Raw genomic sequence first — 20194 nt, forward strand, 5'->3', positions numbered from 1 at the left:
ATTATGATAAGATTTATTGCATTTTTCTTGATGATATTTTGTCTTCAGTCAGTCTCTGCACAGAAAATCTCGAAGTCAGTACTTCACGATAAAATAGCAGGGGCATGGCTGGGGCAGATGGTAGGCAACATATATGGTCTGCCACATGAGAACAAGTATATCGATGAACCAGCGCCAGAATCACGATTCCCATTTGGCTATACAAAGAATTTAGCCAAGTTAGAGAAATATAATGGGGCATTCTCTGATGACGACACCGACATGGAGTACATCTATTTGCTTACGATGGAAAAATTCGGTATTGAACCTACTTATGCTCAAATGGAAGATATGTGGATGTACCATGTGCATGACCGTGTTTGGCTGGCAAATCGTGCTGCTGTAGGTCTAATGCATTACGGCTTTACACCGCCATACACAGGCAATAAGTTGTATAATCCACATTGGTATCAGATTGATCCTCAACTTATCAATGAGATCTGGGGGTATACAGCTCCAGGAATGGTAGACTATGCAGCGGGAAAAAGCAGATGGGCTGCACGTATAACAAGCGACTCCTGGGCTGTTAGTCCTACTGTACTCTATGGCGCAATGTTTGCAAAAGCTTTTTTTTGCAGCGATGTTAGAACGTTGATAATGGAAGGTCTTAAGGAACTCCCGAAAGACGATAGATTTACGCTTGGAGTCATGAAGGCCATCCGCTTGCACGACGGATATCCAAATGATTGGGTTAAAGTGCGCCAAATTATGGCAAAGGATTTCTATGTAGATGAGGATCCCATGACTAAGACTATTTGGAATGCGGATCTTAATGGTATCATGGGTGTATTAGCGATGCTATATGGCAACAATGATTTCCAGCGCACTCTAGATCTTGCATGTGCCTTAGGCTTCGACTGTGACAATCAGGCTGCAACCATATCAGGACTTATGGCTGTTATCCACGGTGCTAGTTGGCTTCCTAAAAATCTGACTATGCCATTGAAAGGATGGACTAAGCCGTTCAATGACAGATACATTAATATAACTCGTTATGATATGCCTGATGCTTCAATCGAAGATATGATAAATCGTACGTATGAGCTTGCACTTAAGGTTATAGTTAAGAATGGAGGAAAAATAAGAGGGGACTACGTCTATATCAATCCTAAAGCTAGATTCACTCCTCCAATGGAATTCTGTATAGGTCCCAGCCCTGTCCTTGAGGTGGGACAACAAAGCGATTATTCGTTTGCATGTGTGACCAATGAGATGTATGACTGGAGCCTTGTCGGTGGGAAACTCCCCAATGGACTTACATTCTCTAAAGGACGCCTACAGGGAACCCCTATGGAGACAGGCAGCTTTCCTGTAACTTTGATGATCAGCTCGAAAAATAGTTCTATAAAGCATGATTTCACAATTCTTGTTAAGCCAAGGAACTTTGCTTCGACAGCAGATACTATATATGCAAATATCAGACATCTTAACAAACAGGTCCTAGATTCATGCTGGATTACTTTTGGCAAGCCCATCTATGCTGATAATATCAATGTCATTAATGACGGGAAAATCAGAGGTGAAGGCTCTGTTTTCTATTCATTGGCTGAAAAGAGCAGACTTCCGAAAATAGATTATTTTGGTTATGGATGGAGAGAAAAGAATACAATCGGAATGTTGCAATTGAACATGGGGTGCCTGGAAGAATTCGGTGGTTGGTTCTCATCATTGAATATTCAGTATCTCGGCGATGACAATCATTGGCATGATGTGGGGAAGTTTACTTCTACACCGGCATTGCCAAAAAACGATATAGTATTCTTTCAGCCTCAGTTTGCACAATATGTATTCCAGTTCAGTCCTGTCAGCACTAAAGGTATACGAATTATCTTTGATGACAAAGTTCAGGACCATTGGAATAAATACACAAAGAATGTATCCTCTTTTATTTCAATAACAGAACTCGGAGTTTATGAATAGTTTTATTAAAAAATCATTTACAATACTAATGTTGGCTGTCACCTTCGCGATGGCGCCAACATTTGCAAAAGACCTGGCTGTCTCGAAGACTGAGCTGATGAACAAAATTAAAGGAGGCTGGGCTGGACAGACAATAGGTGTGGTTTTTGGCGCACCTTATGAATTCAAATTTACCGGTTCCTATGTACAGGATTATCAGCCCGTACCTTGGAGTCGTCATTACATTCTGTACTGGTGGAATAAGAAGCCTGGTCTTTTTGATGACATTTACAATGACTGTACGTTCGTGGAAACATTTAGTGAGCTTGGCATAGATTGTGACCAGAAAGAGTTAGCCGAAAGTTTTGCTTTTGCGGACTATCACCTTGCCCATGCCAACCAAATGGGAAGATACAATATACGCCATGGTATTATGCCACCTGCCTCTGGTAATTGGATAAACAACCCTCATGCAGATGACATTGATTTTCAGATTGAGTCAGACTTCATAGGCCTTATGACGCCGGCTATGCCGACGGAGGCATTGAAAGTGGCGGATAAGGTCGGACATATCATGAATAGCGGAGATGGTTTCTATGGAGGTGCATTCGTGTCGGCAATGTATAGTGCGGCTTTTTACCTTCATAGTCCAGAGAATATCATTAAAACTGCATTATCTGTCATCCCGAAGGAAAGCAAATTCTATCAATGTATAAATGATGTGATCGTATACCATGAGAAGCATCCTGACAACTGGAAAGAATGCTGGTTTATGCTACAAGACAAGTGGAACCATGATGTAGGATGTCCCAAGGGTGTTTTCCTGAGCTTCAACATTGATGCAAAATTCAATTCCGCATTAGTGGCCATGGCTATGCTTTATGGAAACGGTGACTATACTGAGACGTTGGATATTGCTGCGAGAGCAGGCCAAGATTCCGACTGTAATCCATCAACATGCGGTGGAATTTTAGGCGTAATGTATGGATATGATAAAATCCCGTCTTTCTGGCTAGATCCATTAAAGGAGATAGAGGATTCAACTTTTCAAGGTACGGATATGTCCTTGTCTAAGTCGTATCAAATGAGTTTCGATTTAGCAACAAAGTTTATTAAACTTATTGGCGGAAAGGTGAGTAAGACTTCAGTTGAGATTCCTATCAAGGATCCATCCGTCCTACCTTTGGAGCAGAACTTCACAGACACATATCCGCTCTTCAGGGGAAGAAAAGATTGCTTTGTAGATAAAGACTACAGCTTCGACTTTGATGGTAATGGCTTTGTAATATGGGGCAATCTATGCTGTTTACGCCATATCAATAAAGATTATATAGCAAGAGTATCTATGAGACACATCGGCTCGGAAGTATTCAGTATGGCAGAGCCTGATGATGATTATATTGCAAAGGTTGAAGTGTGGATTGATGGAAGATTAGACGTTGTTGCCGATATGCCAATGCGTGGCCAGAACCGTAGGTTGGAACCAGCATGGAAATATCAATTAGCTGAAGGCCATCACATTGTTGAGCTGCACTGGCTTAATCCACAGCCCGAATATACCATTCGTATAAACGACATTCAGTACTATTCGCAAAGTCCCCAGCACTCACGTTTTTATTCAAACTTAAAGTAAGCAGCCATGAAGAAATCTTTCGTGTTAACTATCATTCTCTTATTGACGAATTCTATTGTATCTCTAGCCCAGCTTCAGTATGGCAAGGATTATACACTTGATGAGAATATGCTTCTTGATAAGATAAAGGGAGGCTGGACTGGTCAGACCATAGGATGTACATATGGCGGACCAACTGAATTTAGATATAAGGGAGGAATTATACCTAACGAGGAACCGATACCATGGTATGATGAGTATTGTAAGGATATCTTCTTGGAAGATCCAGGCCTCTATGATGACGTATACATGGACCTAACAGCACTTCAAGTGATGCAGCGTGATGGGATATTAGCCCCAGCATCACATTATGCTCATGATTTTGCCAATGCAAAATATAAGCTATGGCATGCCAACCAAGCAATGCGCTATAATGTGCTTCACGGTGTAATGCCTCCTGAGTCTGGCAATTGGAAACATAATCCTCATGCTGATGACATAGACTTTCAAATAGAATCTGATTTCATTGGAATGATCTGTCCCGGGATGCCTAATACTGCGGCGGCCCTGGCGGATACAGTAGGTCATGTCATGAATTATGGTGACGGGTGGTATGGTGGTGTCTTTACTGCTGCAATGTACACTTTTGCTTTTGTTTCACAAGACATTCCAACCATAATCCACGAGGCTCTGCGCACAATCCCAACCAATACCGGATTTCATAATATTATAAGTTTTGTCCTTACATATTGGAGACAGCATCCTGAAGACTGGACTCTTTGCTGGCTTGAGGTACAGAAGCGCTTTGCCTTTGAGAAAGGATGCCCAGAGGGCGTATTCAATGGTTTCAATATTGATGCGAAAATGAATGCTGCATTTTGTGTTATCGGACTGTTGTATGGCGGAGGAGATTTTTTCAGGACTATGGATATCGCTACAAGATGCGGAAATGATTCTGACTGCAATCCGGCGACGGCTGCAGGTATTCTTGGAGTTATCTATGGATGGAAGAATATTCCTTATAAGTTTAGCCATGGTATAGATCTATGCGAGAACTATGATTTCCCTTATACCAACACCTCTCTTTCCAAAGTCTATGGAATAAATCTTGACTTGTTAGGGCAAGTCATAAAAAGCAATGGTGGAAAAGTTAAGGGCAGTAAATATATATTTAAGTTGCAAGAGCCAAAACAGGTGAAGTATGAACAATCATTTGAGGGATGCAAGCCGGTAGAAAAAATGGTGACTAAGTTTTGCATTGATCCTATACGCTCATTTGACTTTACGGGTACAGGGTGCGTACTAATGGGAAATGTCAGGGAAGCAGATAGTGGCGGAGATCCCAACTATGTAGCAAAACTTGTAGCGTACATTGATGGCGTAAAGACAGAGGATATCGATATGCCATTTGATTATATCACCAGAAAGTATGATATATTCTACAAATATGAAATACCTCGGGGAAAACACCAGCTTAAAATAGAGTGGCTTAACCCAGACCGGCATTTTGCTGTACAATGTGGCGGATTTGTCGTATATGATTCTGACAATATGCCAAGTAAATGAATCGAATACTAGGATACATTCTGATAGGATTAAATCTTACACTGTTGTTTACGTGCTCTGAAGGAATACACCAATCTTCAGAGCGCGTTGAAGACGGATCTACCTATGCCAGTCGCGTTAACATTGATCAGAAGATGTACAGCAATCTTCTCAAGATGGAGGTATCATATGATATCATACTTCCTGAGGACTATTCTGTTGATATCTCTAAGTCTTATGACATTGTTTATTTGTTGCATGGTTATAGTGATAACAAACGTGTGTGGAGAACTGATATCAACATTTTGACCATATATGATAATTTAGTGCACAAAGGAGTTATTTGCCCTATATGATCTTTGTTGTTCTACAGGACAGCGAAAACAGCTATTGGAGTAATCGCTATGATAGCTCTTACCTATATGAGGACATGATCATTTATGAGATGGTACCCTTGATAGATAAAATCTTGCATACGAAGAAATCGAGTGCTAACAGGGCCATCATCGGTTACAGTATGGGGGGGGGAGCTCTTTCTCTATCTATGCGCCACCCTGGCATCTTTGGTTCTGCAGCAGGTCTGAGTTCTTCAGTGAATATAGATTTCGAGTGTATGGAAATGAAACAGGATGCATTTAATATACAGTGGGGATGTCATTTCGGAGGAATCGGTTTGTCAGGGAAACAACGTCTTACCTCATACTACTATTGCTCTCAATGTCCTATCCACATATTTCAGATATTTTCAATAATTAACTATTTTATGATGTCTAGGATATTATTCTTATCGCTTATTCTTATCTGCCTTAACCTTCACTTGGGAGTCTGTAAGACGGCAGCATCTGATAACTTACCTATAGAATTGGAAAATCTTGTAGTGCACAGTAAAATATTAGGGCATGATGTGAGTTACTCTGTGATATTGCCGCCAGAATACTTTTCTTCTAATATTCACTATCCTGTTATTTATTTACTTCATGGCATCGGTGGAACTCATGCCTCTTGGATGGAGTATGGTAATGTAGCACGTGTTATGAATGAACTGATTATGAAAGGCGAAATATCACCAGCAATCATTGTAAGCCCTGATGGATATCAATCATACTATTGCAACTCGTATGATGGAAGTGTACGTTATGAGGATTTTTTTACATCTGAATTTATTGATACTATCAACGCCAGATATCGAGCTATTCGCGATCGTACACATTATTATATATGTGGGTTCTCGATGGGAGGATTCGGAGCCTTAACGCTGGCTTTGCGGCATTCAGATGTTTTTTCTGCATGTGCAGCCTTGTCTGCGTCGATTAAAATAGACAGAGAATATGCTACAGAGGGGCCTCAGAACGAATGGGATTATCAGTGGGGACGCATTTTTGGTGGTATAGGGGAATATGGAAGTGAACGTTTCACTAGTTACTATCGGAAATGCGATCCTGAAGATATTGTAAAATCAGAATCTAGGTGCGACTTGGAACGCACGAGGATAATGCTTACTATAGGTGATAGTGACAGACTAATTGATAGCAATATGGAGTTGAAAAGTGCATTTAATAAGAAAGGCATAGATGTAGCATGGCAAGTTTACAGCGGTGGACATGACTTCGATTGTTGGAATAAAGCTCTACCCAATGTCCTTTCTTTTTTCCTAGCTAACGGAAAAACAGATGGAATAAAATCAAATGATGTGTCGAAAGGATCAAGGGCATCTAAAACAAGCATTGATGGATGTACAGTATATAAGCCGGAAGAGAACACATTATCAAAGCGTGCATATCCAGTTGTCTATATTGTGGACAATAATGCCGGCGAGTATGCTGCGCAGATGGCAGAGGAGGCTAACAGGCTTGCTAAAACAATAGTATTCGATTCTATTGCTCACTCCTTCAGCTTTGCGATAAGACCTATGGTGATTTGTTCCATTCCAGATAAATATAATCTGAATAACATAATATCCGAGATTGAGAGAGACAGCGACTATATCAGGTGTGGAGATAAGTATAAAGCGATATTATATTCTTCGGATAAAAAGAAGAATTTACAAGATATTCTTATTTTTCTAGATAAGAAGATGCATAGGTGAAGAAATCTTGAATCAGTACTGTAATCGAGGACGACGAACTGAACATCTGAAATTCCGGCAAGGATACGTCATATGTTCTGCTGAAGAGACCTTCTATCCTCCAAAGAGACTGATCTTGACAGTAAGCAATCAGGAGAATGTCATCTGAACTGTGTCAAAGACTAAGACAATAAATTTGTCATCGCTCTGTTTATAGCGTATAAAGAATTAATACAATGACACAAGAAGAGTACTCAAAGATATTGGCTACCGCAAGAGAGCAATTCAAGGTTGGCAAGCCCCTGTTTGGCAAGGATGGAGCTTTCCATCAGGTATTGGAAGACTTCCTCAATGTAAAGAGTCAACCAGCAAGTGCAATATTAGGCATAATATTTGTAAAACTCCTGCTTTGGTGTTGAAAAGTTCAATTTTTCCCTTGGTCTTCTGTTGATTTTGGCCTGTATCATCTTAATTCTTTTGTCTGTGACGATACTTATATCCGTCCCTTTTGGAATATATTGTCTGATGAGCTTGTTGGTGTTCTCCACAGCCCCTTTCTGCCAAGAAGAGTATGCGTCCGTGAAATAGATATCCAGTCCCAACTTCCGTGCTATCCACTCATGTTCGGCAAACTCACTTCCGTTGTCCGTAGTGATGGTCTTGAGATGCTCTCCCTTGTATGGCATGAGCAGCCTCCATACGGTCTTTGCCAGCGGCATGGCCTTCTTGCCATGCTTGAGTTTCTCCATGATGAGGAAGTTCGTGCTGCGTTCTATCATCGTGAGGATGGCGTTGCCGTCCTTGTCGACAATCAGGTCCATCTCCCAGTCCCCGAACCTCCTGCCGTCTGCCTCCTTCGGACGTTCGTGTATGCTTACCCTGTTTCTGATACTCGGCGCCTTGGTTACATGCCTGTGAGAGGGACTGCGGTGATACTTCATCTTATGGCGGCAGTTGGCGGCAAGTGTCCCACCCGTATCGTTGCGGATCATCTTGTAAATGGTTTCGTGGGAGATCTTCACGCCCTCCTTGCCCAGGTAGCCGGATATCTGCTTGGGGGACCATTGCTCTCCGGTGATGAGCTCACGCACGCGCCAGAGAAGCAACCGGCTCACGGAACGATTGCCCGGAGAACGGTGCATGCGTTCTTGGGAAAGGGCATCGGCCTTGTCCCAGACATACTTGCCGTTCTTTGTCGCATTGCGTTTCAGCTCACGACTTACGGTTGATTCACTGACCCCTATCAGCCGGGCAATTGCTTTATTGGTCTGTTTCTTTTGTTTTCCCAGGTAGATTGCGTACCTTTGCTCACGGGTTAAGTGCTTGTACATAGGCAATACAAAAGTAATTAATCCTTGGGAGACAGCGGTCTCCCTTTTGTCTTTTTTGCATTGCCGGTTGTTTTTTATTCCTCCGTGTCGGATGTGGCCAACCTTGTCGCTTCGCGCCAAGAACGTCCGCATCCGACACGGAGGTCAACTCTTACAAACACCCATTAAGAAATTGCACTTCTATCTTGAATGTTTAGCTTCATTAGCGAGACGCGATTACTCTCCTTTGGCGTCTGTCAGGATTTTCAATAATGCCTTCGACCATCACCACCGAGTCTCGCCACTCCATACTGAAGGATTTAATGCCCGGCCTATATTTCGACAGTCTGAATCTTTCCCTGCTCAGTTTCTTTATATACAATACAAGACCTCCGTCTTCTGCAGAAAGCAGCTTAACTGTATCTTTTTTTCCGATTGACGAAGATGAATATATCACCGAATCTTAGTGACCGCTGGTTGACCACAATACCACTAAGAGTGTTCATCCCTTTTCTCATGTCTGTCGCGCCAGGACAAAGATAGTAGCGCATCGTGTCATTAAGGCAGAACATGATCAAGAACTTTATTGATGATACCCACAGCTATTTTGCATGAGTCTCCATTAAAGTGGAAGCTCACATTGTCGGGCAACATCATTGTTATGCCTTCAGAGTATGAGGTCCCCTGGGAAGAAGAAGTGGTAATGTTTGTCATCTTCTGAGTCTTCTCCTCCGTGTCCTTTACCTCTATCGGTATCATTCTTTTCTCCGGCGGGACTGGATCACTCACCGTTGATCTGTCAGTCAGGCCAAACTGACTGCGCCAATGATAATAACTGGTCTTACTGAATCCTTCCTGAGCATAGAAGTCTTTTACCGTCAAATCACTTAGTTGCTGACAGCGATGAATTTCCAGAAAAGTGGATTTCGACATCCTGTAATACTTGTCCATACTATCTATGATTTAGAATTATGGTTGCAAAGATATTGCAGGCTTGTCAGATCACAAGTGTAGACTTCCTCGGGTGCTTATCATGTTTCTGTATGTCAGACCCAGTGTTTGCTTCCGGCTTCTTTCAGATTCCATGTCGCCACGGACACCCTTGCCTTTGTCTATAACCTTCTCACTATAAGGGTAGCTTGGAACTTATAACCGTTAGAATATACCCATGCTGGGTGAACACGATAAGAAGCCCTTCCTCCAATTATGTAGAAGAAGGGCTTCTTTGGTAAGTTTGTATTCAAATACTATTCTACCTCAAAGTAGAATAGAAATGATCAATTAATTATTCTCTGGACGCAGTTTGCGAACTGTTTCGCCGGCACGCCACATTTCCATGTCATGCATTTCTTTCAGCTCGGCATTCAGTTTCTCACGATAATCAGGCTGTGAGTTCTTGTCGATAGATATCTGAGCCTCGTTGCCGCTTTCCACTGATGCGTAAAGCCATTCCATGACGGGTAGACAAGCTGCCTTGAATCGTGGGCGCCAGTCGAGAGCGCCACGCTGAGCCGTAGTGGAGCAGTTGGCATACATCCAGTCCATACCCTTATCGCCGAACAAGGGAGCAAGGCTCTGTGTGAGCTCTTCAACAGTTTCATTGAATGCCTCTGAAGGTGAATGTCCATGTTCACGAAGCACATCATATTGAGCTTCAAACAAGCCCTCAATGGCACCCATCAGCGAGCCGCGCTCACCTGTGAGATCGGACGTAGCCTCTTTGTTGAATGTTGTCTCAAACAGGTAACCTGAGCCAATGCCGACTCCCATAGCCAGTGTTTTTTCCTTGGCTGTGCCTGTAGCATCTTGGTACACTGCATAGCTGGAGTTGATGCCACGACCCTCCAGGAACAGCGTGCGCAGAGACGTGCCTGAGCCCTTAGGTGCTACCATGATCACATCGATGTCCTTGGGAGGAACAACACCGGTACGGTCATTCCAGTTGATGGCAAAACCGTGGCTGTAATAGAGAGCTTTACCCTTGGTAAGGAAAGGCTTGATCTTTGGCCACTGTGCGATCTGGCCGGCATCAGAAAGCAACATGGCAATGATGGAGCCTTTCTCTGCAGCCTCTTCGATGGAGAACAGTGTCTTGCCAGGAACCCAGCCATCAGCTACGGCTTTGTCGTAGCTACGGCCTTTGCGCTGACCAACAATGACATTGAATCCGTTATCGCGAAGATTGCCAGCCTGGCCCGGCCCCTGAATACCATAGCCAATGACTGCAATCGTTTCCTTTTTCAATACCTCACGAGCTTTCTCTAATGTGAACTCCTCTCTTGTGACGATGTTCTCTTCTACGCCACCAAAATTCATTTTCGGCATAACAAAAATACTTTTAATATAACGTGTTAACTCTATTCCTTATTATTGTTGTTGTATTATTCTTAACGGGTGCAAAGGTAATAGTTTTGTATTTAACAAGCAAATTTTTCTTTCAATCTTTTACAAATTTAACCTTACACCTTACAATCTCTATCTCTTTATCTTCTTCTCGAACTATTCTTACAACAAATTCGTCGGCTTCCACTTCTTTCTTAAAAAGTAATAATTGGTCACCCGCATGAGCCTCAGCGATATATGCGATGTCAATCCTTCTTAATTGATGGGTTCTATAATAAACGAGGCTGAATAGGTCGAGTATGTGGTCTATATATCTCACAGAATTGACGTGACCGTTAATATCTACATCATTATAATGGGTGTCGACCTTTCTGGCGAATGGCATGTCATGGCCTATTACCACTCTTGATGGTGCGACAATGGGGCAAGACTCCTCACTCTCAATGTAGTTGAGGATTATTCCGTTTTTTATGGAGAGGATATCGGTTGGCTGCCGTGTATTGGTGTCGATCATTGCCCAGATGCTCTTTCCGTAGGCATAGGCCTTTTGACCATCAGGGCTGGTAACGGTAAAGTTTCGGCTTGTGAAAAACTTTTTGGCGGCTTCCACCCATGTCTTCACGGCTACCTTATCGTATGCAAAGGGCATTTCAAGAATTTCGATGGCAAAGCGTGAAAGTACCCACGTTTTGTGACTGACGTTCAGCTCTGCCACTCCATACCCCCGCTCGGTGCTATGATAGTCAGCGGCATTGAGCATCCCATTACCAAGATGACCGGGGAAGAGTCGATTAGTAAAATCGCAGTGGAACGGCTCTATCTGAAAATCGTAGCGACCGACTCTTGGCAATTGGCTATTCTCCATGCTCCTCAAGATATTTGTTAATGGGCTCCTCCAAGCTTCTTGTAACGGCAATACGTCCCGAACGGGTATATTGCAATAGACAATTATAGCTATTGAGCTTTGAGTAGAGGTCGGCGATATCATCTGTTAATCCCGCAAGCAGTACGGTTGCATAGGTAGGATTAACCTCCATCATGCGGGCATTATGTCTTCGAATGGTGCGGGAGACCTCGGGATTGTCGAGAAGCACAGGTGTTGAAATTTTATAGAGTGCCACTTCGTGGATGAAGATCTCATCATCGGTATAGAAATCCGCTTTGATGACATTGATTTTCTTTTCTATTTGTTTTTTGATCTTCAGAATCTGGTCGGGGTCACTCCAGCATGTAATCGTATACTTATGTATGCCTTCAATACTGGACGCCGACACGTTTAAGCTTTCTATATTCACTTGGCGGCGAGTGAAAACACTGGTGATCTCGTTCAAGATACCTGCAACGTTTTCACTGTAAACCAATAATGTATAAAAGTTGTTTTCCATTGATTATTGCAATTTAACCACTCAACCTTAAATGTCGAGATGCAACTGCATCTCATCTACTGAACTACCTGGAGTCACCATTGGTGTGACATTTTCCTCTTCCTTTACGGCACATTCAAGAATGAATGGCCCCTCTGTTGTGACCATCCTTTCTACTTTCTCCTTTAGATCCTCACGATTGACGATTACATCGTAATTGATACCGTAGCCTTCCGCTATTTTTTCATAGAGGGGGTTGAGCATATAAGTGAATGAGCGCCGGTGATTATACATCAGATCCTGCCATTGACGCACATTCCCCAAGTAATGGTTATTCAAAAGAATAATTTTTACGGGTGCTTGTTGCTCCATAATGGTGCCTAATTCCTCAATGCACATTTGGAAACTTCCATCTCCTGTGAAAAGTACGACAGTTCGATCTGGCGCACCGAATGTAGCGCCAATAGCAGCCGGCAGACCAAAGCCCATTGTGCCAAAGCCACCACTACTGACGACGCTGTGCTCTTTCTTAAACTTGAAATAACGGCAAGAGAACATCTGATGAAGTCCGACATCATTGCACATCACGGCTTCTCCATGGGTTGCCTCGGCTACGGCATTGATGACCTCACCCATGAGCAGGGGACCTTCCTTCGGGCGGACTGAGGGATCAATGACTTCACGCTTTTCTTCCTCGTAGAGAGGCTTAAAGGAGTCTATCCATCTCTTATGGTCGTTTGGTCGAAGTAAAGCTGTAATTTTGCTCAGACTATCTTTACAGTCACCAATTACGGCGACATCCGTTTTTACATTCTTGTCAATCTCCGCGGGGTCAATGTCGAGATGAATGATTTTAGCCTGTTTGGCATACTTGTCGAGACGGCCTGTGACGCGGTCAGAAAAGCGCATGCCGATGGCAATAAGTACATCACATTCCTGTTGTTTAATATTAGGAGCATAATTGCCGTGCATACCAAGCATACCCATATTGAGTGGGTGATCAGAAGGCAGTGCGGAAAGTCCCAACAGCGTGCGGGCGGCAGGGATGTCTGCTTTTTCCAAAAAGGTCAAGAGCTCTTCCTGAGCTTTGCCAATCTCCACGCCATGTCCCACTAACGCAAAGGGCTTCTTAGAATGATTGATAAGCTCTGCTGCAACCTTCACAGCATCATCATTGACTTTTGGATAAGGGTTGTAAGATCGGACCGCATCGGCTTTCCCAGGCATCCATCTTGCTTTACCCACTTGTGCATTACGTGGAAAATCAAGTACTACAGGCCCCGGCCTACCGCTTTTTGCAATATAAAATGCTCTGTTGACAGCCCATGCCACATCCTCAGGACGCCGAATTTGATAACTCCATTTCGTGATAGGTTGCGCCATATCCACAAGGTCAACCTCTTGAAAAGCATCTGTACCAAGAGCCTTCACTCCGACTTGTCCTGCAATGACAACGATAGGTATCGAATCCATCATGGCATCGGCAACTCCTGTCAATGTGTTCGTTGCTCCAGGACCAGAGGTTACGATAGCCACACCAACTTCACCGCTCACGCGTGCATAGCCTTCAGCGGCATGCGCGGCTCCTTGCTCGTGTCTTACCAGCACGTGTGTAAACCATGGGTCTTTCTTGTGGGTATAGGTATAAAGTGCATCATAAACTGGCATAATAGCACCTCCTGGATACCCAAAGACAGTTTTCACGTTTTCTTGGTAGAGGGCGCGCATTAGGATCTCTGCTCCGCTGACCTCTTCTCCGATTTTGACGCCTGCCCATGGTGCTAAGGGTTCATTCGTATTTCTTTTCTGCATGGTTTTCTTTTCTTCAGTCTATTAATCTTACGCCACCTTTATCAGCAGAACTGACACTTTGTGCATAGGCGCGCAAAGCCTTGCTAACAACTCTATTACGCTTCAGCGGTTGCTGAGGTCGCGCAGCAAGTTCTTCTTCCGACAGTTTCACATTGATGGAGCGGCTGGGTATATCAATCACAATGATATCGCCATCTTTGATCTTACCGATATTTCCACCTGCTGCAGCTTCTGGTGAGATATGTCCAATGCTCAGTCCACTTGTACCGCCTGAGAAACGCCCATCGGTGATCAGTGCACACTCCTTACCAAGGTGACGGCTTTTTATATAAGAGGTAGGGTAGAGCATCTCCTGCATTCCAGGACCGCCTTTAGGACCTTCATGTGTAATGACAACGCAGTCACCACTGTTTACTTTTCCTCCGAGAATACCGTCACACGCGTCTTCCTGGGAGTCGAACACAACAGCCGGTCCTTCGAAATGCCAAAGCTCGGATGCAACTCCGGCCGTCTTGACAACACATCCATTATGAGCAATGTTTCCAAACAGCACAGCCAGTCCTCCATCCTTGGTGTATGCATGTTCAAGGTCGCGAATACAACCGCTCTTCCGATCGGTGTCAAGACTTTCCCATTGTTCATTTTGAGACCCCATCTCTGTTGAAAAGCGACGGCCTGGAGCACTGTGGTAAATGCGGGATGCCTCGGGGTCGATGGACTTCCCCGTGATGTCGAATTGTCGCATCTCTTCTTCCAGAGTAGTGCCATCCACTCTCTTCACCGATCCATCTATGAGTCCACCCTTATTGAGCTCATTCAAGATGCCAAGGATACCACCTGCGCGATTGCATTCCTGGACACTGTATTTCTGAGTGTTAGGAGCCAACTTACAAATGCAAGGCACCTTACGGCTCAAAGTATCAATATCACTCATTTTGAAATCGACGCCGCCTTCCTGAGCGACAGCAATTAAGTGGAGGACTGTATTGGTACTACCACCCATAGCAATATCGAGGGTCATTGCATTGAGGAAAGCTTCACGGGTTGCAATGTTGCGTGGCAATACGCTTTCGTCACCATCTTTGTAATAGGCAAAAGCGTTTTTCACAATCTGTCTTGCAGCATCTTTGAATAGCTGGATCCGGTTCTTGTGTGTTGCCAGAATGGTGCCATTCCCCGGGAGAGCGAGGCCTATGGCCTCTGTAAGCGAATTCATGGAGTTTGCTGTGAACATCCCTGAACAGCAGCCACAGCCAGGACAAGCGGTTTGTTCAATTCGTTCCAAGTCGTCATCGCTGACAGTCTTATCGGCTCCGGCTATCATTGCTGTGATAAGGTCTGCGTTTTCTCCTTTCCATCGACCGGCTTCCATAGGACCTCCAGAGCAGAAAATGGTTGGAATATTCAGGCGCATGCTTGCCATAAGCATACCAGGTGTAACCTTGTCGCAATTGGAGATGCAAATCATGGCATCTGCCTTATGCGCATTTACCATATATTCAACCGAGTCGGCAATGATGTCGCGGGAGGGTAATGAATAGAGCATTCCGTCATGCCCCATTGCAATGCCGTCGTCAACCGCTATCGTATTGAATTCTGCTGCATAGCATCCCATTGACTCGATTTCCTTTTTCACGATTTGCCCTATTCCGTGCAAATGAGTGTGGCCCGGAACAAATTGAGTGAAACTGTTAACAATTGCTATAATAGGCTTTCCGAACTGTTCATGCTTCATACCGGCAGCGACCCAAAGGGCTCGAGCCCCCGCCATCCGGCGTCCTTCCGTGCATATGGCACTTCTCAATTGGTGCTTCATGATTGATGTGTATGTTATAATTTTAAATGCAAAGATACATACTTTTATTCAGTTTGCAAGTAATTAATGGAATATATTTTGAAATTATTGTTGTCCGCTAAATTAGAATTGATGAATTCGAAAGAAAAAAATCCCGCCAGTCTATAACAGACTAACGGGATATTAAGTATATCTTTCTTTATGGGTTGATTACCTGTAGAACTCGTGTTTTGCCGCAGCGAGTGTATTTTTCATCAGTGAACAAATGGTCATGGGTCCAACACCACCAGGTACTGGCGTAATAAATGAGCATTTTGGCGCAACTTCATCAAACTTCACATCTCCATTGAGTCTCCACCCGCGCTGACGTGTCGCGTCTGTTACTCGTGTTGTTCCCACGTCGATGATGGCAGCTCCATCTTTCACCATGTCGGCAGTCACAAAATCTGGTTGTCCGATGGCTGCAATAATGATATCAGCTTCGCGACATTCTTGCTTTAAGGTCTTGGAATGAGAATGGCAAATGGTAACAGTAGCGTCTCCGTATTGTTTTTGCATCATGAGCTGTGCCATAGGTTTGCCCACAATATTGCTTCTCCCCAGAATAACGCATTTTTTGCCGGAGGTCTCAATCTGGTAATGCTGAAGAAGTGTGAGGATTCCTAATGGCGTAGCAGAGATAAAGCAGGGCAGTCCGATGGCCATTCGTCCAACATTGATAGGATGAAAACCATCAACGTCTTTTTTATAGTCAATAGCCATGATGATTTTCTGCTCGTCTATATGTTTAGGAAGGGGAAGCTGAACGATAAAGCCATCAATGTTGTGGTCTTTATTAAGTCGGCCCACGCAGCTGAGAAGCTCGTTTTCGCTGACGTTGTCCTCATACCGAATAAGTGTTGACAGAAATTCACATTGTTCGCAAGCGATGACTTTATTTTTTACATAAGTCTCGGATCCACCGTCATGTCCGACAAGCACTGCTGCAAGGTGGGGCCGTTTTCTACCGGCATCGATCATCTCTTTCACCTCTTGGGCTATCTGCTGCTTGATTGCAGTTGCAGTTGCCTTTCCGTTTATCAGTTGATAGCTCATACTACATTCTAACTACTATCGTCATTTATGCCCTCTACTTCAACGTTGGCATATTATGCATCATCTGTCTCATACCGCTGCCAGTTACCATCTTCATCATCTTACGTGTTTGGTCGAACTGCTTGATAAGTCTGTTAACCTCTTGAATAGTTGTACCCGATCCTTTGGCAATACGCAATTTACGGCTTTGATTGAGAATTTCAGGATTGGTACGCTCTTGAGGCGTCATGGAGCGGATAATAGCCTCAATGCCATTAAAAGCATTATTGTCAATGTCCACATTCTTAATAGCTTTGCCTACTCCGGGAATCATCGAAGCGAGATCTTTGATGTTGCCCATTTTTTTGATTTGCTCAATCTGTTTGAGAAAGTCGTTAAAGTCGAATTTATTTTTTTGTATTTTCTTCTGTAATCGTTTGGCCTCCTCTTCATCAAACTGCTCTTGTGCACGCTCCACGAGAGAAACTACGTCACCCATACCAAGAATACGGTCGGCCATACGATCGGGATGGAAAACATCAATGGCTTCCATCTTTTCTCCAGTTCCGATGAACTTGATGGGCTTGGTAACCACGGTACGGATGGAAAGTGCCGCGCCGCCTCTGGTGTCGCCATCGAGTTTGGTGAGCACTACACCGTCGAAATCGAGGCGGTCATTGAACTCTTTGGCAGTATTAACGGCATCTTGACCAGTCATGGAATCGACCACAAAGAGCGTCTCATCGGGATGAATATGATTCTTAAGTGAAGAGATCTCGTTCATCATCTGCTCATCAACAGCCAATCGGCCGGCGGTATCGATGATGACTACATCATGCCCTTTCATCTTGGCTTCCTGAAGAGCATGATCTGCAATCTCATTGACATTCTTATTATCGGGTTCACTATATACAGAGACACTAACACCCTCGCCTACAACTTTCAACTGGTCAATAGCAGCTGGACGGTAGATGTCACAAGCAACGAGCAATGGATTTTTGTGCTGCTTGTTTTTAAGCAAGTTAGCGAGCTTACCGCTAAAGGTAGTTTTACCCGATCCCTGCAGACCCGACATTAATATGACAGACGGTCTGCTATTCAGATGGAGCTCAGCAGCCTCACCTCCCATTAATCTCGCCAGTTCATCGTGAACTATCTTCACCATGAGTTGGCCTGGTTTGATGGCAGTAAGCACATTCATTCCCAAGGCTTTTTCCTTTACAGTATCCGTGAAATCCTTTGCCACCTTATAGTTGACATCGGCATCCAGAAGTGCGCGGCGTACATCTTTTAGGGTCGCCGCAACATTGAGTTCTGTTATCTTTCCTTCACCTTTAAGTATCTTAAAAGAACGTTCAAGGCGGTCTGTTAAATTCTCAAACATTTTCTCTTATAACTAATTTTCTGCAAAGGTAACCAATAATTTGCGAAAGGGGAAATAAAAATGAATTTTATGATTAACCTTGTTCTGCTAAGTGCTTCCTGATTTTTGTCAGGTATGCTTCCATGGCAACCGAGTCCTTATTGTCGATAATTTGAAGGAGTTCTTTCAACTCAGTCCGGATTTGTGCGACTTGATCATGCGTATAAGGATTGAAAAGAATCTCCTGTAGTAGATAATTGTCTTCAGACAATACTCCGCGGGCAATATTCATATGACGTTTGAAGGTAGTGCCCGGCGCATCCTGGTGTTTCATGACGGCGGCAAAGACGAATGTGGAGACGAAAGGGATACTCAACGAGTATGCCACAGTACGGTCATGCTCTTCAAAAGTATATTCATAGATGTGGAGCCCCAGACGCTGATAGAGATCCTTAAAGAAAATGCGCCCCATATAGTCTCCTTCACTGATAATGATAGCGTTCTCTTCTGAAAGTTGGTTAAGATTGGCAAAAGTAGGGCCGAACATAGGGTGTGTTGACACATAGGGGTGTCCACTCTTTTCATAGTAGTCTTTTAAGTCTGTCTTAACCGATGCAATGTCTGAGATGATGCAATCTTTGGGCAGATAAGGCATAATTTCGTCGAAAGCCGGTTTTGTGAACTTTACCGTGACGGCATTGATAACGAGTTCGGGAGCGAAAGCCTTTACTTCATCCATCGAAGTGAAGCGCTGACAGTTATAGGTGAAGCGCATTCGTTTGGGGTCACGCTCCACTACTGCTACTTCGTGATCAAAACTTAACAGGTCTATAAAGAAGGAGCCCATTTTTCCGGCTCCCATAATCAGGATTCTCATATTGTTAAGTTTACTTGATCATTTTATTCATTGACGATTTGTAATTGTTGTCGAACACTCTCTTCATGAATCAGTTCAAACATATGGGCTGCGAATTCAGGAGCCATACCGCAGAGAGATGCTTGCGCGCCACGTTTCTCAAGAATCTCTCCATAACGATTTGCCTGAAGTACTGTCATGTTATGCTCTTTCTTGAATGTGCCAATCTCGCGGCATACGCGGAAACGCTTCGCAAGGAGGTCCATGAGTTGATTATCAATCTCATCGATTTGAGAGCGTAACTGCCTAATTCCTTCTGTAGTGGTATGCTCACTTCTAACCACCAGCAGGCTTAGAATGTAATCCAGAATATCAGGTGTCACTTGTTGTTTGGCATCACTCCATGCACTGTCAGGGTCGCAGTGGCTTTCAACAATAAGTCCGTCGAACCCCAAATCCATTGCCTGTTGACAAAGAGGGGCGATGAGGTCTCGCCTGCCGCCGATATGGCTTGGATCACAAAGAATGGGAAGGTTAGGAACACGGCGATGCAACTCTATGGGTATCTGCCACATGGGGAGGTTACGGTAAATCTTTTTGTCGTAGCTTGAGAACCCACGGTGAATGGCACCAAGTCTTTTTATACCGGCTTGATTAATTCTCTGCATGGCGCCGATCCAAAGTTCAAGGTCGGGATTGACGGGATTTTTCACGAGCACAGGGCCTTCGAAGCCTTTGAGGCTGTCTGCAAGTTCTTGTATTGCAAAAGGATTGGCGGTGGTGCGTGCTCCCACCCATAAGATATCTACGCCGTACTTGCAAGCAAGCTTTACATGTTCGGGTGTTGCTACTTCTGTGGCAATGAGCATTCCTGTCTCCTTCTTTACTTCCTGAAGCCAGGGGAGAGCTTTCTCGCCGTTTCCTTCGAAGCCTCCTGGTTTCGTGCGTGGCTTCCATACTCCAGCTCGAAACATATGGCATCCTTTTGTAGCAAGGTTCCGGGCGGTAGTCATAACTTGCTCTTCTGTCTCGGCTGAGCAAGGACCTGCTATGATTAAAGGGCGGTCACCGCCATTGTCTGACGGCAAGTTAAGGGATTCAAGTTCCAATTCCATAA

General features: G+C 44.0%; 17 protein-coding genes. 4 read left to right on the top strand and 13 right to left on the bottom strand.

Annotation, left to right across the window (positions count from 1 at the left end; genetic code table 11):
* Nucleotides 1-3 precede the first annotated feature (3 nt).
* From PREMU_RS13195 to PREMU_RS14310, 4 genes are all read left to right on the top strand, one after another.
* The gene (locus PREMU_RS13195) at nucleotides 4-1959 is read left to right on the top strand and encodes an ADP-ribosylglycohydrolase family protein (RefSeq protein WP_007576052.1); all 1956 of its coding nucleotides are present in this window, start codon (nucleotides 4-6) and stop codon (nucleotides 1957-1959) included.
* Nucleotides 1952-3571 (top strand): ADP-ribosylglycohydrolase family protein, encoded by a 1620-nt coding sequence (locus tag PREMU_RS13200; protein ID WP_223918606.1) that lies wholly within the window; start codon nucleotides 1952-1954, stop codon nucleotides 3569-3571. Before PREMU_RS13195 ends, PREMU_RS13200 begins: the two co-directional genes overlap by 8 nt.
* A 6-nt stretch (nucleotides 3572-3577) precedes the next feature.
* Nucleotides 3578-5116: an ADP-ribosylglycohydrolase family protein gene (locus PREMU_RS13205; protein WP_007576055.1), complete on the top strand. Its 1539-nt coding sequence runs from the start codon at nucleotides 3578-3580 to the stop codon at nucleotides 5114-5116.
* 331 nt (nucleotides 5117-5447) lie between these two features.
* Nucleotides 5448-7181, top strand: coding sequence for an alpha/beta fold hydrolase (locus PREMU_RS14310; RefSeq protein WP_007576058.1), 1734 nt, complete (start codon nucleotides 5448-5450; stop codon nucleotides 7179-7181).
* Nucleotides 7182-7540: 359 nt separating this feature from the next.
* Here the strand turns inward: PREMU_RS14310 and PREMU_RS13220 are convergent, their stop codons facing one another.
* The 13 genes from PREMU_RS13220 to PREMU_RS13270 all read right to left on the bottom strand — a co-directional run bounded on the left by PREMU_RS13220 (nucleotide 7541) and on the right by PREMU_RS13270 (nucleotide 20192).
* Complete coding sequence (locus tag PREMU_RS13220; protein ID WP_040558477.1) at nucleotides 7541-8491, bottom strand: IS30 family transposase; 951 nt, start codon at nucleotides 8489-8491, stop codon at nucleotides 7541-7543.
* A gap of 202 nt (nucleotides 8492-8693) precedes the next feature.
* On the bottom strand, nucleotides 8694-8927 hold the full coding sequence (gene tnpB, locus PREMU_RS14725) for an IS66 family insertion sequence element accessory protein TnpB (protein WP_244863889.1): 234 nt from the start codon (nucleotides 8925-8927) through the stop codon (nucleotides 8694-8696).
* A complete protein-coding gene (tnpB, locus tag PREMU_RS15900) occupies nucleotides 8884-9042 on the bottom strand; it encodes an IS66 family insertion sequence element accessory protein TnpB (RefSeq protein ID WP_336433292.1) in 159 nt (52 codons plus the stop codon). The genes tnpB (PREMU_RS14725) and tnpB (PREMU_RS15900) overlap by 44 nt, the downstream gene beginning before the upstream one ends.
* The gene (locus tag PREMU_RS13225) at nucleotides 9029-9421 is read right to left on the bottom strand and encodes a hypothetical protein (RefSeq protein WP_007576060.1); all 393 of its coding nucleotides are present in this window, start codon (nucleotides 9419-9421) and stop codon (nucleotides 9029-9031) included. The genes tnpB (PREMU_RS15900) and PREMU_RS13225 overlap by 14 nt, the downstream gene beginning before the upstream one ends.
* Nucleotides 9422-9751: 330 nt before the next feature.
* Nucleotides 9752-10795 (bottom strand): ketol-acid reductoisomerase, encoded by a 1044-nt coding sequence (gene ilvC / locus PREMU_RS13230; RefSeq protein WP_007576061.1) that lies wholly within the window; start codon nucleotides 10793-10795, stop codon nucleotides 9752-9754.
* 112 nt (nucleotides 10796-10907) lie between these two features.
* Nucleotides 10908-11678: an acyl-[acyl-carrier-protein] thioesterase gene (locus PREMU_RS13235; RefSeq protein ID WP_007576062.1), complete on the bottom strand. Its 771-nt coding sequence runs from the start codon at nucleotides 11676-11678 to the stop codon at nucleotides 10908-10910.
* Nucleotides 11668-12198 (bottom strand): acetolactate synthase small subunit, encoded by a 531-nt coding sequence (gene ilvN / locus PREMU_RS13240; RefSeq protein WP_007576063.1) that lies wholly within the window; start codon nucleotides 12196-12198, stop codon nucleotides 11668-11670. The genes PREMU_RS13235 and ilvN overlap by 11 nt, the downstream gene beginning before the upstream one ends.
* Nucleotides 12199-12225: 27 nt before the next feature.
* Nucleotides 12226-13989 carry a biosynthetic-type acetolactate synthase large subunit gene (ilvB, locus tag PREMU_RS13245; RefSeq protein ID WP_007576064.1) on the bottom strand — a complete coding sequence of 588 codons (1764 nt, stop codon included), beginning with the start codon at nucleotides 13987-13989 and terminating at the stop codon, nucleotides 12226-12228.
* A 13-nt stretch (nucleotides 13990-14002) separates the two neighbouring features.
* Nucleotides 14003-15805: a dihydroxy-acid dehydratase gene (ilvD, locus tag PREMU_RS13250; RefSeq protein ID WP_007576065.1), complete on the bottom strand. Its 1803-nt coding sequence runs from the start codon at nucleotides 15803-15805 to the stop codon at nucleotides 14003-14005.
* A gap of 189 nt (nucleotides 15806-15994) precedes the next feature.
* Nucleotides 15995-16879 carry a bifunctional methylenetetrahydrofolate dehydrogenase/methenyltetrahydrofolate cyclohydrolase FolD gene (gene folD, locus PREMU_RS13255; protein ID WP_007576066.1) on the bottom strand — a complete coding sequence of 295 codons (885 nt, stop codon included), beginning with the start codon at nucleotides 16877-16879 and terminating at the stop codon, nucleotides 15995-15997.
* Nucleotides 16880-16913: 34 nt separating this feature from the next.
* Complete coding sequence (ffh, locus tag PREMU_RS13260; RefSeq protein WP_007576067.1) at nucleotides 16914-18242, bottom strand: signal recognition particle protein; 1329 nt, start codon at nucleotides 18240-18242, stop codon at nucleotides 16914-16916.
* Between the two features lie 73 nt (nucleotides 18243-18315).
* A complete protein-coding gene (locus PREMU_RS13265) occupies nucleotides 18316-19098 on the bottom strand; it encodes a prephenate dehydrogenase (protein WP_007576068.1) in 783 nt (260 codons plus the stop codon).
* Nucleotides 19099-19121: 23 nt separating this feature from the next.
* Entirely contained in the window at nucleotides 19122-20192 is a 1071-nt protein-coding gene (locus tag PREMU_RS13270) for a bifunctional 3-deoxy-7-phosphoheptulonate synthase/chorismate mutase type II (protein WP_007576069.1), read from the bottom strand.
* Between the last annotated feature and the right edge of the window lie 2 nt (nucleotides 20193-20194).

Origin of the sequence: Hallella multisaccharivorax DSM 17128, assembly GCF_000218235.1 — a bacterium.
In the GTDB taxonomy this organism is placed as follows: domain Bacteria; phylum Bacteroidota; class Bacteroidia; order Bacteroidales; family Bacteroidaceae; genus Prevotella; species Prevotella multisaccharivorax.

What these genes read in the sequence shown, in the direction of transcription:
- PREMU_RS13195 (WP_007576052.1), top strand. Translation starts at nt 4, where the DNA reads ATGATAAGATTTATTGCATTTTTCTTGATGATATTTTGTCTTCAGTCA.
- PREMU_RS13200 (WP_223918606.1), top strand. Translation starts at nt 1,952, where the DNA reads ATGAATAGTTTTATTAAAAAATCATTTACAATACTAATGTTGGCTGTC.
- PREMU_RS13205 (WP_007576055.1), top strand. Translation starts at nt 3,578, where the DNA reads ATGAAGAAATCTTTCGTGTTAACTATCATTCTCTTATTGACGAATTCT.
- PREMU_RS14310 (WP_007576058.1), top strand. Translation starts at nt 5,448, where the DNA reads ATGATCTTTGTTGTTCTACAGGACAGCGAAAACAGCTATTGGAGTAAT.
- PREMU_RS13220 (WP_040558477.1), bottom strand. Translation starts at nt 8,491, where the DNA reads ATGTACAAGCACTTAACCCGTGAGCAAAGGTACGCAATCTACCTGGGA.
- tnpB (WP_336433292.1), bottom strand. Translation starts at nt 9,042, where the DNA reads ATGTTCTGCCTTAATGACACGATGCGCTACTATCTTTGTCCTGGCGCG.
- PREMU_RS13225 (WP_007576060.1), bottom strand. Translation starts at nt 9,421, where the DNA reads ATGGACAAGTATTACAGGATGTCGAAATCCACTTTTCTGGAAATTCAT.
- ilvC (WP_007576061.1), bottom strand. Translation starts at nt 10,795, where the DNA reads ATGCCGAAAATGAATTTTGGTGGCGTAGAAGAGAACATCGTCACAAGA.
- PREMU_RS13235 (WP_007576062.1), bottom strand. Translation starts at nt 11,678, where the DNA reads ATGGAGAATAGCCAATTGCCAAGAGTCGGTCGCTACGATTTTCAGATA.
- ilvN (WP_007576063.1), bottom strand. Translation starts at nt 12,198, where the DNA reads ATGGAAAACAACTTTTATACATTATTGGTTTACAGTGAAAACGTTGCA.
- ilvB (WP_007576064.1), bottom strand. Translation starts at nt 13,989, where the DNA reads ATGCAGAAAAGAAATACGAATGAACCCTTAGCACCATGGGCAGGCGTC.
- ilvD (WP_007576065.1), bottom strand. Translation starts at nt 15,805, where the DNA reads ATGAAGCACCAATTGAGAAGTGCCATATGCACGGAAGGACGCCGGATG.
- folD (WP_007576066.1), bottom strand. Translation starts at nt 16,879, where the DNA reads ATGAGCTATCAACTGATAAACGGAAAGGCAACTGCAACTGCAATCAAG.
- ffh (WP_007576067.1), bottom strand. Translation starts at nt 18,242, where the DNA reads ATGTTTGAGAATTTAACAGACCGCCTTGAACGTTCTTTTAAGATACTT.
- PREMU_RS13265 (WP_007576068.1), bottom strand. Translation starts at nt 19,098, where the DNA reads ATGAGAATCCTGATTATGGGAGCCGGAAAAATGGGCTCCTTCTTTATA.
- PREMU_RS13270 (WP_007576069.1), bottom strand. Translation starts at nt 20,192, where the DNA reads ATGGAATTGGAACTTGAATCCCTTAACTTGCCGTCAGACAATGGCGGT.